Here is a 14,491-nt window from a genome sequence, read left to right as displayed (position 1 = left end):
CGGCGCCCCAAACTAAATGTCGGCCGCCTCAAAATCCTCTCCCGCCAGGAAGAGGTGGCGTTAAAGGCGACGGAGGGGGCGGCACGCGAAACGATAGTCGCCGCATCCCTCCCCCTCCGTCAAGCTGACGCCTGCCACCTCCCCCTGGCGGGGGAGGATCGGAATTTAGCCCCTGTGACCTTGGCCCGCCCTATTTCAGATAGTCGACCAGGCTCATGCTGGTCAGCTGGCCGAACACCGAATAGCTCGCCTTCAGCACGCTCTGCTGCTGAGCGAGATCGGTCGAGATCTGGCCGAAATCGGCGTCCTCGACGCGCGAGATGGAGTCCTTGAGCAGCGTCGCGCGCTCTTCGCCGCGCGTCGCCAGCGTCTCGACCTGCGACTGCTTGCGGCCATTCTCGGCGTTCACCGCGCGTACGCCGGTCAGCGCGGTCGCGATCTGGTTGACCGCGGTGCCGAGCGCATCCTTTTGCGCCGCGGTCATCTTGTCGCCGATCGTGCCCGCCTCCGCCAACGTCCGGAACGCCGCGAGCATCGTGCTGCCGAGATCGCTGGCGACGACGCCGTACGTCAGGTCGGTGCCTTCGGCGACGCGGGCCGAGGCACGGACCAGGTCGTTGGCGAACGCGGTCGCGGGGGTGGCGCCGATCGTGTCGGCAAGCGTCGCGGGCTTGAACGGCACGTCGCCGGTCTGCGAGCCGCCGAACAGCGGTCCGCTGCCGTCGGTCGCATTCAGCGCGGTCCTGAACTGCCCGAACGCGCTGTCGATCGAGGCCTGGAGCCCCGCCCCGCTCCCGGTGCCGATCGCGGTCAGGATGCTCTGGCGGAGATCGGTTGCGCCGGTATCGATCGACGTGATGTTGGCATCGTACAACGACAAGGTCGTCCCGAGCCGCGTCGCCGATGCCGATTGCGATTCCTGGCGGGCGAGTACGGTACGTGCCGACAGAGTCCGCGCCGCATCGGTGCCAAGCCCCGCCAAAGTCGACGCCTTCTTGCCGGTGTTGAGCTGGGTCTGGGTCGCGGCCAGCTTGCTCTGCGCACGCTGGATAGCCTGCGACAGGGTGTTCTGGAACGGAACGGTGGCGACGCGGATCATCGGTTCATCCTTCTTATCTCACCATGGCCAGCAGCGTGTCGTACATCGCCGAGGCGGTACTCATCACGCGGGCTGCGGCCGAATAGCTGTTCTGGAGCACGACCATCTGGCCGAGTTCCTCGTCGATGCTGACGCCCGAGAAATTGTCGCGGCTGGCGACCGCGTCGTCGCGGCGCGTCGTCGTGGTCGTCTGCATGGTCTGCGCGCGCGACGCGGCGGTGGCGGCATTGCCGAGCACGCTCGCGGTCAGCCGCGACACCGACGTCACGCCGTTCCTGCCGAGATCGACGACCGCTTCGGTAGCATCGGCAAACCCCGACGCGCCGCGACGATCGCCCGCGCCGAGTGCCTTCGCCCCGACCGCAACGTCCTGGAGACGGGCGAGCGGAAGGCGGCTCGGATCGGCGACGATATCGCGGCGCACCTCGGCACCAGCAAGGCTAGCGGTCGCACCGCCCAGCCCGGTGATCTCGGACAGGCTGCGGCCCGTGCCCGCGCGATCGGTCGTATCCGAGACCACCGACAAGGCAGCCCCTGCATTGCTGGCGGTCGGCGAGAACCTGATCCGCCCCGCATCGTCCATCGCGAAACTGCCATAGCCGGCGAGCGGGCTCGCATTCAGATTGGTGACGAGATCGCCGAAGGTCGAGCCGGTCGCGCCCAGCGTATACCGCGCCAGCACTCGCCCGGACGTATCGCGCAATGCGAGGTCCGCCGACTGGCCCGCGGCGAAACCATGCGCGTCGCCCGACTTGAAGCCCGACGGCGCGAGCATCGCCGTGTCGCTGCGAACGACGTCGTTCAGGCCGAAATATTGCGAGAACCCGATCCCCGCGCGGGCGCTCGGGCTCGTCGCATCCTGGCCGATCGCGACGCCGTTACCGCTCGCGCTCGCCGCGATCGTCAGCTTGCCACCGACGAAGCTCGCGGTACCCGCGCTGCCCAGGCCCGCATTGATCGCCGCGACCGCGTCGTCGACGGTCGCGTTCGCCCCGAGTGCAGAGAAATCGATTTTGGTCTTGGCCACCAGCGTACCGTCGCTCTTGGTCACCGCGAACGTCGCCGCGCCGGTGAAGCCAAGCCGGTCGCTGCCGGTCAACGCCGTCGCGCGCCCTTCCAGCGTCGCGGGCGGCGGCACCGCGGTGCCCGCGTTCGACGCGGTGTTGAGCACCTGTGCCATCCCCGCGAACACGTCCGCGACCTGATCCGAAAACCCCGGAAGCTGATGATCGCGCAGGTCGAGCAGACCACCGAGCTTGCCGCCGATCGACGGGCTGTCGATCTTCTCGCCGGTCGTGGCGCCGGGCGAGCCGTCGGCTGCGGCAAACCGCACCTCGATCGGCGCATAGATCGGCTGCGAGGATCCGGCACCACTGTCCGCATAGGACAATTGACGCAGCCGCCGGTCGACCAGCTGGACGCCGGTGGTCGTTTCGATCGTCACGCGGCCATCGGACTGTTCGCGCGCGTTCACGCCGATGAGGCCGCTCAATTCCTGGATCGCGCTGGTGCGCTGGTCGGCGACGCCGGCCGAACTCCGCCCGAGCCCCTCGAGCCGCGCGACCGAATCGTTCAAGTCGTAGATATTGCGCAACAGCGTGTTGGCGCGGTCGACCGAATAGCCGACCTCGCCTTCGACGTCCGACCGGATCGCCGAGACGTCCGTGCCGAGCTGCTGGATCGTGCCGACCGCATCGGCGACCGATCCGACGAACGCCGCGCTGGTCTGCGGACCGCCCGCGCTGCCGGTCATCGCGGTCGCCGCCGATGCGACCGCATTCAGCCGCGCCGAGATGCCCGAATCCGAATCCGACGCACCCAGCACCGACTGCAACCGATCCAGATAGGTCGAGACCACCTCCGCGCGACCGGCATCGCCCGATCGCGCGTAGACGGTGGTCTCCAGATACTTGTCGGCGACGCGGCTCGGTTCGCCGACCACGACGCCGGTGACCCGGCCCGCGGTGACGCTGGTCGTCAGCGACACCTTTTCGCGTGCGTATCCCGCGGTGTTCACATTGGCGATGTTGTTGGACACCGTCCGCATGGCCGCCTGCGTGGCATTCAGGCCGGACAGGGCGGAAGACAGGATTTCGCTGAGCGACACGCGCAGTACCTTTGTTGAGCCGGGTGCTAGTCGGGCTTATCGCTTCAGGTTGCTTGCTTCCTGGAGCATGTCGTCGACCGTCGTGATGATCTTCGACGACGCGCTATAGGCACGCTGGAAGCGGATCATGTTGGTGAACTCCTGCGCCAGGTCGGCGGTCGAGGCCTCCAGGGCGAAGCCCTTGATGTTGCCCGCGCCGAGCGACCCCGGTGCGTTGATCGCATAGGCACCCGACACGCTGGAGGCGCTATAGCCGTTGCCGCTGATGCGCGTCAGGCCGTTCGGATTGGGCACCGTCGCGACCGGCAGCTGGAAGATCGCCCGCGTGCGGCCGTCGTCGAAGGTCGCGCTGACGACACCCTGGTTCGACACCGACACCGACGCGACGTTGCCGAGAATACCGCCATCGACCGACGAGGATACCAGCGAGGACGGGGTGCCGAACTGAGTCAGCCCGTCGACCTTGCCGTCGGTCCCCAGGGACAGTTTGATCGGATCGGCACCCGCCGCGTTCGTCCAGGTCGGCGTGACCGACGAGAACAGCGCTGGCGAACTGTTCGCGCGATCGAGGCTGCCGTCGGCGTTGAACTTGATGTCGCCGCTGGCGAGCAGGCCGTTGGCCGCGGTCACGTCGGTCGCGGGCTGCGCGTAGATTTCGGCCTTCCAGCTGTTCGGGCCGGTCTTGATCGCACTCAGCGCGACACGGTGTGCGCCGCCCTGCTGGTCGTAGACGTCGACCGACCGCGAGAAGCTCGGCTCCGCTACGGTACCGTTGGCCATGTCGCCCGCGGTGTAGGCGCCCGTATAGGCCGCCGTGGTCGACTGGAAATTCGCCCGCATCTCGATCTTGCTCGTCGCGGCGGCGGTACCGGTCAGGTCGCTGACGCGAATCGGTTCGAGCGCGTTGACACTGCCCGTGTTGACGTAGGCACCGTTGGTATCGAGCCGCCAGCCCTGCAGATACTGACCCGACGTGTTCTTGAGGAAGCCGTCCTTGTCCGGCGAGAACGAGCCCGACCGGGTCAGCGACACGCCGCTTTTCGCGTCGCTGCTCGACCGCGTGATGAAGAACCCCTGCCCCTCGATGCCGAGATCGGTTGCGTTGCTCGACGCCTGCAACAGGCCCTGGTTCGAGATCAGCGCCTTGGGCTGCGCGGTCACGCCGCCCGCGGTGTAGCTGTTCGAGGCGCGGCCGTCGCCGACGAGCGTGCTGAACTGGGTTTCGACGGCCTTGTAGCCGACCGTGTTCACGTTGGTGATGTTGTCCGCGACCGCGGCCATCGCGCTGGCTTCGGCGGACAGGCCGGACACGCCGGAAAACAGGGCTGAATACAGGCTCATGCGAATACGTCTCCAAGCGAACATCGACGACAGGGTGGGCGGATACGCGCCCCTTCTCGTCACTTTATAGGGGCGTCCACGCATCGCCGGTCGGGAGCGCGCGGGTTTCGTGAAGATGCCGGTCGTGAGGATGCCGGCGACGCAGCATCGCGGGGACGTGCCCCTGGATCGCAAGGCGGCAAATCTTGCCGGGTCGCGACCGGACTTCGTTAATCCATCCTATAACGATCCAGACACATGAAGGGTGGTTGGATGACGTTGCGGATAACCTTGCGGGACGGGGAAAAGATGATCGTCAACGGCGCGGTGCTCCGCGCCAACGGTCGCGTGGAGCTGATCGTCGAGAACCAGGTCGCGCTGCTCCGCGGTCGCGAGATCATGGCGCCGGACGAGGCGACCACGCCCGCCCGGCGGCTCTATCTCGCCTGTATGATGGCCTATATCGACGATACGGCACGCGACGCGCATCAGGATCGCATCGTCGTGCTGCTCGGCGAACTACTGTCGGCGTTCGAAACCGCGGCGGCGCGCATGCTGTGCCTCGAATTCGCGCACTGCGTCGCTACCGCCGAATATTATCGCGCGCTCGGCATCTGCCGCCGGCTGATCGACTATGAGACCGCGGCGTTCGATCGCCTCGCCGGCCGCGCCGCCTGAGATGCGGACGATGCAGGTCCTTGCGGCGGCGACCGCCACCCTGGCGGAGATGCCGTTCGACGAGCGCTACGGCACCGTCGTCGCCGCACGCGGGGCGCTGATCGAAGTCGACGGGCTTGGCAACGCCGCGCAGATCGGCTCGCGGATCCGCATCGCCATCCGCACCGGCACGATCGACGCCGAAGTCACCGGGCTCGAAAATGGCCGCGCCTTGTGCCTGCCGTTCGGCGACCCGCAGGGTGTCGCGGCGGGCGCCCGCGCGGTCGTCGCCGCAGGTGAGTTCGCGATCCGCCCCTGCGCCGCCTGGCTCGGCCGGATGGTCGATGGCCTCGGTCGCCCGGTCGACGGCAAGGGTGGGTTGCCCACCGGGCTGGTACCGCGGCCGATCCGCGCGACGCCCCCGCCCGCCGCCGGGCGCGCGCGCGTCGGTGCCAAGGTCGAGACCGGCGTGCGTGCGCTCGATGTCTTCGCGCCGCTCTGCGAGGGCCAGCGGCTTGGGTTGTTCGCCGGGTCGGGCGTCGGCAAGTCGGTGTTGCTGTCGATGCTGGCCCGCTGGACCGACTGCGACGTCGCGGTGATCGGGCTGATCGGCGAGCGCGGCCGCGAGGTGCAGGAATTCGTCGAGGACGATCTCGGCGCCGCCGGTCTCGCGCGCAGCGTGGTGGTCGTCGCGACCTCGGACGAGCCCGCGCTGATGCGCCGCCAGGCCGCCTGGACGACGCTCGCGATCGCCGAACATTTCCGCGACCAGGGTCTCAAGGTGTTGTGCCTGATGGATTCGGTCACGCGGTTCGCGATGGCGCAGCGCGAGATCGGTCTGGCTTCGGGCGAACCCCCCGCGACCAAGGGCTATACCCCGACCGTCTTCGCCGAACTGCCGCGGTTGCTCGAACGCGCGGGGCCGGGTCTTCCCGGTCAGGGTACGATCACGGGTCTGTTCACCGTCCTCGTCGATGGCGACGATCACAACGAACCCGTGGCGGATGCGGTACGCGGTATCCTCGACGGCCATGTCGTGATCACGCGGAAAATCGCCGAGCGCGGCCGCTATCCGGCGATCGACCTGCTCAAGTCGGTCTCGCGCACCTTGCCGCGCTGCCACACGCCCGACGAGAACGACATCCGCCTCGCTGCGCGCCGCATCCTGTCGACCTATGGCGACATGGAGGAAATGGTCCGGCTCGGCGCGTACAAGCCTGGGTCGAGCCCCGAAGTCGACGAGGCGATCCGCCTCGCGCCGCAGATCGAGGCGCTGCTGACGCAGGGCAAGCAGGATCAGGCGAACGCCGCACAGACCTTCGCGATCCTGGCCGAGTTGCTGGCTGTCGAGCCTGCAGCGACGGCGGACGCGCGCCCTGAACCCACGCTGGAGATGGCAGCATGACGACGCCTTACGATACCGCGTTGCGCGTAGTCGAACGCAAGCTCGACGCGGTCCGGGCCGCGATCGGCCTTGCGATCGACGAGCTCGAGCGGATCGAAAAAGCGCATATCGCGGTCGAAAACGCGATGATCCGCGAAGGTCTCGTCGCGTTCGGCGAACCCCGCCTGACCACCGATCGCTACTTCGTCCGCGCCCGCGACCATCGTCGCCAACTCGCCGAGCACCGCGCCGCCGCACACCTGCATCTCGAGTCGCTGCGTCGCAAGGCGGTCGAGGTCTATGGCTCGCGCACCGCGATCGAAGGTGCCGTCGGCGCGCACCGCGAGGCCGAGGCCCGCAGTCTCGCCGCCGCAGAACAGGCGATGCTCGACGACCTCACCGCGGCCCGTCCCGCGTCACGGCGCGGCCGCAGATTTGCGGCCCATGTCGCGAACGCGCGCGCCGCTCTGACCAACCAGACGCCCACGCCGTGATCGATCCGACAGGTCTGGCGAGCGTCCCGCGCGATCGCCGGGCCGCGATCATCTATGGTGCCGCACAAGCCGAGATGGCGAAGCATCTCTGGCAGGCCGCACTCGGCGGATCGGGGACCGGATCGCACGACGACTCCGCCTCGGTGACGGCACGCGACGCATCGTCGCCGACCTCGCTCGATTCGCTGATCGCGCTGCTGATGCCGGAAGCCAAGGTTCCTGCGACGACGCCAGATCCGGTCGCCGGAGCCGCGGAGGTTCGCGCCCGCTTTGCAACCGCCGACCTGGGTCCCGCTCTACATCGTCCTGCAATCGATTCGGCCCCGCATACGGGGGTAGCTGCGGTGGACGGACTCGGGCGCAATGCCCGGCACGCGCCGACCTTGCAGGCCGCTGCGGCGCGCACCGGTATTCCGGCAGCGGCACTGGCCGCGATCGTCGATGCCGAAGCCGGCAAGGCGCGCGACGGAACCTGGCAGACCTATTCGCGCAATCCACGATCGAGCGCCGCTGGCCTCGGTCAATTCCTCAGCCGGACCTGGGAAGGCATGGCCGAAACCGGCGGAACCTGGCTGAACGGATTCGCGCGCGCCAATGGCTTGCTCGGCGAGAACGGCAAGGTGCTCGCGAGCGCGCGGGCGACGGTGCTGTCGCTGCGCTACGATCCGACCGCGGCGATCAACGGCATCGCCGACTTCGCCCGGCGCAATCTCGACGGACTCGATCGCGCGGGCGTTTCGGCGCACGGCGAGGTCGGCGCAACCGCGCGTCTCGCGTATCTCGGCCACCATCTCGGATTGGGCGACGCGGTGCGGTTCGTCCGCGACGGCGGGCTGTCCGAATCGCGCGCGCATACGCTGCTCAATGCCCAGATCGGCGCCGGCGACAGTAGCCGTCGAATCGCCTCGACCGGCGACGCCACGGTCGCGCATCGCAACTGGCTGCTCGATTTCATGGACCGCAAAATCCGTCCGCAGCAGTTCGCAAACATTTCCGGCTGACGATTCCGTACAATCCAATTACATCCTATATGGGAGATACAGGATGTTAACTAATTGACCCCAAAAGGAGATTGTTCGGAAGCGCTGTAGCGACCGAGGTTTGGGGACTACCAATGTCGAAGATCACCGCCGCGCTAGAGGCCGCCGTCGCAATCGTTATCGAAAACACACCGGCCGATGGCGCAGCGATGACCAACCGCCAGCGCGTGTATGGTGACCGCGCCTTTGCCGGGATCCTGAAGCTCATCGCCCCGCGTATCCGCCACTTCATTCGCCAATACGGGCTGGTCTCGCATTGGGAGGACGCCGAGCAGTGCTGCGCGATCGGCGTGCACCGTGCGATCCAGGGCTATGACCCGACCAAGGCGCAATTCACGACCTTCGTGAACTGGCAGCTTCGCGGCGAGCTCCAGGGCCTCCGCTTCCGCCTGATGACCGATCAGCGCCCCTCGGCGAAGAAGGTCTCGGCCGCGACCGTGTCGCTCCATGCCGTGATGTCGAACGCCGATGGCGAGGATATGACGCTCGAGACGATGATCATGGACGAAAATGCGGTGGAGCTGACCGAATCGGGCGCATCAGCGCACATGGCGACGCTCACGCGGACCAAGCTGATCGAGGATTACGTCGATCACCTGCGCGACGTCGGCACCGATCAGCTCGCACGTCGCGCCCGCAAGGCGACTCCGGAGCGTGCACGCGAGATCGCCGGGCCGCGCCTGCGCTCGTCCGTCCATCCGATCGATCCGTCGGACCTCGCCGCGCTGGAAGCCAAGATCGCGCTCCACCGCGAGGCGATCGAACGCCGCCTGTCCGAGGATGCCGAGCAGGATGCCCGGATCGACGACGAGGCGGTCCGCGAGCGGACTCGCCAGGTCGCCAAGCGCGCCACCGCGGCGATCGCCGAAATGGCGGATCGCACGCCACGGTTCGCCGCAGCGCTGTCGACGCCCGTTCCAGCACGCCCCCGCCGCGAATCTATCGGGTCGGTCGCGCTGTAATCTGACGCTGGCCGGTGACAGCGCGCCGGCCCCGCTTTTTCCGCATGCCCAAGATAGTTTGTGTTATCCGCGCCACAGGCATCCTAAACCCTCCTAAAATAGAACAAGGTTTACGGGAGGTTCAGATGCCGGTGCACGATATGACGGATTTGCTGGCCACCGACAGTCCATCCGACATCGACGAACGCCTGATCGGTGCCGCCCGCGATATTGCGTTGATCGGATCGGGATTGATGCAGTGCCAGGGTGCGGTCCTGTTGACGCTGGCGTTACCGGCCCACACCAGCGAGGGCGCGCTTGTCCTTACATTGTGGGACGAGACCCTCGTCCCCTACCGCGATCCGCGCTGCGCTCGTCCGGATCATCTTCTGGGTCCCGCCGTGGCCACGCTCGAGCGCGCCTCCATCGTATTGTTCGCTCGACTGGCCGCGATCCGGACGGCACGCCACGGCGCCGCCTTCTCCTGTATCGTCACCGACGGGACGGGTGTGGTCCTGATGACGGGGCGGCCACCGCGCGACTCAAGCGCGCTGATCGCTGCCGCTGATCGGCGCGGTACGGCGGTCGCCATCATTCCGCCAGCACCCGACAGCATCTGGACGCTGATGGCCGCCGACTGTCTTTACGCCCCACTCAACTGATCCGACACTCGACCGGTCCGATATCCGGCTCCGATACATCCTATACCGCTGTGTTTCCGTTGTCATCGATCCGTAATTCTTGATAGGAACATGACGTATAGGGGAATTGAGCAGTGGAGCAGCGTGAGTGACCGTCCTCACTCGGCAGGATCGGCCGCGTAAGGGCCATTCGAAGCCGTTGGCTGCCGGCGTCTTGGCGAATGGCGGAACCGGCGGCAGCGTTATCGTGGCCGACCGCTATCGTTCGGTCGTGTTCCCCAATCGCGTGCGCGAACATCGCCTGAAGCGCGGCCATCCCAAGCTCCTCGCCTTTGCCGGGTCGATCCCCGAAATCCCGTATATCCGCCTGTCGAAAATCGAGCGTGGCGAGGTCTTCCCGCGCGCGATCGAGCTTGTCCGGATCGCGGGAACGCTGGACGTCGAGCCCGAAGATCTGCTGATCGACGTGCAATCGCCGCAGTTCGACCTCGAAACCTGGTTTGCCCCGTTCGCCGATACGGCGGTGCTCGACGACCAGCGCGAAGCGGAGACCGCGGTCGCGCTGGCCGCGGCGATCCGCGCCACGCGCGCCGGCGACCCGACGCTATCGCCCGCAGTGATCGATTCCGACTTCGGGATCGCGCCGGTGATCCTGTCGCGGCTCGAAAACGCACAGAAGGGCCTGCTTCGCTGGGGCGCACCGACGGTCGCCTCGCTGTGCCGGTTCTTCCACGTCGCCGACGAGACCGCGTTGCGCGCGCATCTCGACCAGATGCACGCCTGCGGTGCGCTCGACCAGTTCCTGCACGAAATCGGCGGTCCCGAGGATCGCAGGGCGCGGACCCGCCAACGCATCGCCGCGCTCCGTCAAGAGCTTGCCCACGCCGAACGCATTTCCGCGCCCGTCGCGCCGGCCAGCGTCCGGAGTGCATTGCCATCTGGTCAGACGGTCGGCGCGTCGGTCCGGCTCGCGACGGTCTACGGCGTGCCGCTGGCCGACGGCGCGATCGCGATGCAGCCGACCGGCGCAACCGTCGAACTGCCCAGTTTCGCCGGGCCGCGCGCATTCGGCCTCCGCGTCGGCCGCGCCCCGCTCGGCAGCGGACTGCCCGGACACGCGACGGTGATCGTCGATCCGGACCGCTATCCGCAGGCTGGCGGCATCGCGCTCGTCAAATCGGGCGAAGGCCACCGCCTGATGGCGGTCTCGCTGGATCCGAGGGGTGCGATGACCGCGCACGGCCTCGATCCGGCGGACTCGGTCGCGCTCGACACGCTCGCCCCCGCCGATGCCGTCGCGGTGATCGCGGCGTATCACGTCTAGGACGGCTCGGCGCTAACTCGTCGAACAAACGGCAGAGTGTTTCCCCGCGAAGGCGGGGACCCAGACTGGGCTCCCGCCTTCGCGGGAGAACAAGGAGGAGAGGACTGACGATCGAACGCGGCCCGACCCTTGTTTAAAGCCCAGACTAGTTTCTGAGCCACTCTTCGCCGAATACCGATCGACGCAACGCGTCCTTGGATGTCGGAACAAGGCTCTCCTCAGCCTAGCCGAAGAGCACGGCACGGCGGAGTTAGATCGTATTTGTAGATACAAGCCGAGTGCAGACCGGCTCAAGCCACAGCTCAGCCGCCGCTACGGCCCAGTGCGGTCTTCAGCAGCGACTGTTGCTTGCGATAGAGATTGGTCATCGCGGTGAAGTCGGCCTGAATCTGCCCCATCTTCAGTAGTTGATCCTCGACCGTCACGTTGTTGCCGTCGGGTTTGGTTTCGCTGACGTCGTGATCGAGCTGGATGCCCCCGCTACCTCGAGGCGCGCGCGCACCCAGCGCGCTCATAGCCCCTGTCAGCATCACGCGCGGACGCGCAACGCTCGGGCTGCCGCTGCGCCCGCCGGTCTGTTGCGCGAGCAGTTCGGAGAAATCGGGCGCCGCGACGTCGCGCGCCTTGAAGCCCGGCGTCTCCGAATTGGCGATGTTCTGCGCGATGACGCGCTGACGGTCCGCCAGATGCTTCATCTCGCGCGTCATGCCGGCGAGGATCGAGGGAACGCCCATGTCTAGAATCCCGTGTAGCTTGACGAACCGCCCGACAACCGGGTCAGCGCGGCCTGATAATTGCCGAGTTGTGCCTGCTCGATCGCGGTCGAGCCCGGCTTGCGCCCGTTCGACACGCCGGTGTCGGCGAGCAACGCCTTGGTATCGTCCCAATAAAGCGATCGATACGCGGACTGCGCGAACGAGATCGCCTGCGTGATCCGCGACAGCGCGTTGGCCGCCTCGGTCTTCGTATCGAGCCGGAGCGCCTCGTTCAGCCCCAATGCGAACGCACCGCCGGGCCTGACTTTCGGCGCATCGTCGGGAATCGATGCCGGGCTCGAGATCCGCCGCGCGTCGAGACCGAGCTTGGCGAGCGCATCCTTGCCCGCCGTCCCTGCGACGAATTCGATCTCGTTACCCGGTTTCAGGTCGATGCGGAGATTGCGACCGACGCCTTTCAGCGGCGTAGTGACGCTCGCGACCTTCGTCCCGACCAGCTGCCGGACCCGGTCGGCGAGCGTAGACAGCGTATCGTCGTCGCCGATCACGATCTTGCGCAGCGCACCGCCGTTGATCCGCACGGAGAACTCGTCCCCGGCGCGCAGGCTGGTCTGTGCCTCGAGCGTCACCGAATCGCTCGGCGTCAGCGTGCCCCGGTGCAAGCCGATCGCGCCGAGTACGGTGTCGCCGCCGGCGATAGCCGACACGCGCACCGACTCGGTCTTGGCGCCGATCACGCCGAACTGGCTGGTCGTCCCGATCGCGCCGGTCGATGCGTCGATCCGCGCGACGAAGCCGTCGGTGGTCCCGGTCTTCGCGGCGCCGAGCATCCCGTTGGTGCGGCCGCCGGCGTAGATTTCCCCGCCGAGGAACGCGACGCTGTCGACCTGATCCTCGCCCGCCGTCGCGACATAGGTGATCGCCGCACCCGACAACCCTGCGTCGATCCGCGCGACGAAGCCATCGCGCCCCGCCCCGCCGGCGTTCGCCTGCGTGCCCGACAGCGCGGCATCGGTCGCGCCACCGACCGCGATCGTGCCGTCCGCCGCCACCGCGATAGCGCGCGCATCCGCCCTGCCCAGGCCGAGCGTTGCGATGTCCGTCGCCAGCGATCCGGCGTCGAGCTTGTGGAGGGTCGCCTGACCGCTTTCGCTGGTCAGCGCGAGCACCTGTCCGTCGCCCGAAATCGCCAGCGCCTTGACCGAGTCCGCACCGGCGCCACCGATCGTGCGGGTCTCCTTCAGCGTGCCGGTCGCGTCCAGCCGCGCGAGATACGCATCGCCGCCGTTCGCCTCGGTCTGGCCGCCGATATAGATCGAACCATCCGCGCCGACCGCCACCGCCGTCGCGGATTGCGCGCCGAGCGAGCGGACCAGAGTCGAGAACGTCTCGCCGCCCGACGCGTCATAGCGCGCGACCATCATGTCGCCGTCGCTGTTGGCGCCGTCGAACCCACCCGTCACGGTCCCCGCCACGACGATTCCGCCGTCGGGCGCGATCGTGACGGCCGCGCCCTGCGCCGAACCGGCCGCGCCCAGATTGCGTTGCCAGACGACGCTGCCTTCGCTGTCGACCTTGGTCAGGAACAGATCGTCGGCACCGTGCGACAGATTACCGCCGATATCGCCTGCAGTCGTGCCGACGACGTAGCTGAAACCGTTCGCGTCGGTCGCGATCGCCTGTGCATTGGCCGCCGCCGAAATCGTCGTCGCCTTCGCCTTGCCGGTCGTATCGGTCGAGGCGACGACCTCCTGCCGCGCGGTCGCCGCCCGATCGACCGCGCTGATCGTCCCGAGCGTCTTGCGCGTCGGGTCGGTCGTCAGATCGTCGAACCGCGATATGCGCGTATTGGTCGGGGTATCGGGTTCGGTGACGCCGCTCGCGACCATCAGCGCATCGCTCGCGCCGACCTGGTCGATCGACACCGTCTCGAAGCCGGCCCGCTCGAGCGACAGCGTCCATTTCTCGCCGGTCTTGGCGGGGACGAACTTGACCGAGGGCCAGCGCGGCACCGGGTTGCCGGTGTCGTCGAGCACCGCATTGCCGCTCGCATCGCGCTTTGGCACCGCGGCGATCTTCGCATTGATCGCGTCGGCGACGCTGTCGAGCGTCGGCGGCTGCGGCGTCCCCGACAGATCGACCGTGACGCTGTCCGATACGCCCGGCTGCGACAGGTCGATACGCAGGATTTCCTTGCCGGTCATCCCCGCCAGCGGCGCGGTGCGCGTGTCGTTGACGCCGGTCCCGACGATCGTCGCGGTGCTCAGCGATGACGCCGCCTTGACGCCGACGGTCTGCGCCTGCCGTGCGAGGCTGCCGAACGACAGGTCCATCTTGTCCGACGGCGCCGATCCCAGATAGGTCTTGAGATCGGCCAACCCCTTGGCGAAGGCCTTTTCCAGATTGGTGCGTTCGCTCGACGCGGTGGTGTCCTTGGCCGCGCTTTCGGCGAGCAGGCGCAGGCGATCGAGCGCCTTGTACGCGACGAAGGTCGTCTGCACGTCGCCGGGCACGGTGGCGCTGCTGCTGCTCGCCTTGTCGATGATCGTCTTCATGCTCTTGATCAGCGACACCTGCGAGGAGTCGCTGAGCGTCGAGGCCTTCTGCTTCCAGGGCGGCGTCGTGACGGGCGTGGTGAACGCCGCCTTCGCCTTGCGCTGCGCCTTGGTTTCGATCGGCGTCGCCGCGTTGGACGCGGCAAAGGCCGTAAAGGCATCGCTGCCCGTCAACACGCTGAGACCGATCAGGCCATTCGAGAAATTGCTCAT

12 protein-coding genes are annotated in these 14,491 nt (G+C 67.5%); 7 read left to right on the top strand and 5 right to left on the bottom strand.

Annotation, left to right across the window (positions count from 1 at the left end; translation table 11 throughout):
• Window positions 1-190 precede the first annotated feature (190 nt).
• Genes ASG20_RS17095 through ASG20_RS17085 form a run of 3 tightly spaced genes read right to left on the bottom strand, consistent with a single transcriptional unit; the run spans window position 191 to window position 4,547 of the window.
• A complete protein-coding gene (locus ASG20_RS17095; RefSeq protein ID WP_056055650.1) occupies window positions 191-1,099 on the bottom strand; it encodes a flagellin in 909 nt (302 codons plus the stop codon).
• A 13-nt stretch (window positions 1,100-1,112) separates the two neighbouring features.
• Window positions 1,113-3,206, bottom strand: a complete 2,094-nt coding sequence (gene flgK, locus ASG20_RS17090) for a flagellar hook-associated protein FlgK (RefSeq protein ID WP_056055647.1) — start codon at window positions 3,204-3,206, stop codon at window positions 1,113-1,115.
• A 36-nt stretch (window positions 3,207-3,242) separates the two neighbouring features.
• On the bottom strand, window positions 3,243-4,547 hold the full coding sequence (locus ASG20_RS17085) for a flagellar hook protein FlgE (RefSeq protein WP_082471036.1): 1,305 nt from the start codon (window positions 4,545-4,547) through the stop codon (window positions 3,243-3,245).
• A gap of 252 nt (window positions 4,548-4,799) precedes the next feature.
• On the opposite strand from ASG20_RS17085, the gene ASG20_RS17080 reads away from it, so the two are divergent.
• The 7 genes from ASG20_RS17080 to ASG20_RS17050 all read left to right on the top strand — a co-directional run bounded on the left by ASG20_RS17080 (window position 4,800) and on the right by ASG20_RS17050 (window position 11,007).
• Window positions 4,800-5,204, top strand: coding sequence for a flagellar biosynthesis repressor FlbT (locus tag ASG20_RS17080; protein ID WP_056056059.1), 405 nt, complete (start codon window positions 4,800-4,802; stop codon window positions 5,202-5,204).
• Between the two features lie 10 nt (window positions 5,205-5,214).
• Complete coding sequence (fliI, locus tag ASG20_RS17075; RefSeq protein WP_056056057.1) at window positions 5,215-6,588, top strand: flagellar protein export ATPase FliI; 1,374 nt, start codon at window positions 5,215-5,217, stop codon at window positions 6,586-6,588.
• Window positions 6,585-7,061, top strand: coding sequence for a hypothetical protein (locus ASG20_RS17070; protein ID WP_056055644.1), 477 nt, complete (start codon window positions 6,585-6,587; stop codon window positions 7,059-7,061). The genes fliI and ASG20_RS17070 overlap by 4 nt, the downstream gene beginning before the upstream one ends.
• Window positions 7,058-8,062: a hypothetical protein gene (locus ASG20_RS17065; RefSeq protein ID WP_056055641.1), complete on the top strand. Its 1,005-nt coding sequence runs from the start codon at window positions 7,058-7,060 to the stop codon at window positions 8,060-8,062. The genes ASG20_RS17070 and ASG20_RS17065 overlap by 4 nt, the downstream gene beginning before the upstream one ends.
• 113 nt (window positions 8,063-8,175) lie before the next feature.
• A complete protein-coding gene (locus tag ASG20_RS17060) occupies window positions 8,176-9,063 on the top strand; it encodes an RNA polymerase subunit sigma-70 (RefSeq protein ID WP_056055638.1) in 888 nt (295 codons plus the stop codon).
• Window positions 9,064-9,188: 125 nt separating this feature from the next.
• On the top strand, window positions 9,189-9,704 hold the full coding sequence (locus ASG20_RS17055) for a hypothetical protein (RefSeq protein ID WP_056055635.1): 516 nt from the start codon (window positions 9,189-9,191) through the stop codon (window positions 9,702-9,704).
• 127 nt (window positions 9,705-9,831) lie between these two features.
• Complete coding sequence (locus ASG20_RS17050) at window positions 9,832-11,007, top strand: helix-turn-helix domain-containing protein (RefSeq protein WP_056055631.1); 1,176 nt, start codon at window positions 9,832-9,834, stop codon at window positions 11,005-11,007.
• A gap of 302 nt (window positions 11,008-11,309) precedes the next feature.
• Here the strand turns inward: ASG20_RS17050 and ASG20_RS17045 are convergent, their stop codons facing one another.
• Together ASG20_RS17045 and ASG20_RS17040 are read right to left on the bottom strand one after the other, a co-directional pair.
• On the bottom strand, window positions 11,310-11,741 hold the full coding sequence (locus tag ASG20_RS17045) for a flagellar basal body protein (RefSeq protein WP_056055628.1): 432 nt from the start codon (window positions 11,739-11,741) through the stop codon (window positions 11,310-11,312).
• Between the two features lie 2 nt (window positions 11,742-11,743).
• The gene (locus ASG20_RS17040) at window positions 11,744-14,491 is read right to left on the bottom strand and encodes a hypothetical protein (RefSeq protein WP_056055625.1); all 2,748 of its coding nucleotides are present in this window, start codon (window positions 14,489-14,491) and stop codon (window positions 11,744-11,746) included.

It is taken from the genome of Sphingomonas sp. Leaf198 (genome assembly GCF_001424005.1).
Taxonomy (GTDB): Bacteria; Pseudomonadota; Alphaproteobacteria; order Sphingomonadales; family Sphingomonadaceae; genus Sphingomonas.
This window is presented reverse-complemented; position numbering and strand designations above follow the sequence as displayed.

Coding starts and splice junctions, on each gene's coding strand:
- fliI (WP_056056057.1), top strand. CDS start 5,215: ATGCAGGTCCTTGCGGCGGCGACCGCCACCCTGGCGGAGATGCCGTTC.
- ASG20_RS17080 (WP_056056059.1), top strand. CDS start 4,800: ATGACGTTGCGGATAACCTTGCGGGACGGGGAAAAGATGATCGTCAAC.
- ASG20_RS17060 (WP_056055638.1), top strand. CDS start 8,176: ATGTCGAAGATCACCGCCGCGCTAGAGGCCGCCGTCGCAATCGTTATC.
- ASG20_RS17045 (WP_056055628.1), bottom strand. CDS start 11,741: ATGGGCGTTCCCTCGATCCTCGCCGGCATGACGCGCGAGATGAAGCAT.
- ASG20_RS17085 (WP_082471036.1), bottom strand. CDS start 4,547: ATGAGCCTGTATTCAGCCCTGTTTTCCGGCGTGTCCGGCCTGTCCGCC.
- ASG20_RS17095 (WP_056055650.1), bottom strand. CDS start 1,099: ATGATCCGCGTCGCCACCGTTCCGTTCCAGAACACCCTGTCGCAGGCT.
- ASG20_RS17070 (WP_056055644.1), top strand. CDS start 6,585: ATGACGACGCCTTACGATACCGCGTTGCGCGTAGTCGAACGCAAGCTC.
- ASG20_RS17040 (WP_056055625.1), bottom strand. CDS start 14,491: ATGAGCAATTTCTCGAATGGCCTGATCGGTCTCAGCGTGTTGACGGGC.
- ASG20_RS17055 (WP_056055635.1), top strand. CDS start 9,189: ATGCCGGTGCACGATATGACGGATTTGCTGGCCACCGACAGTCCATCC.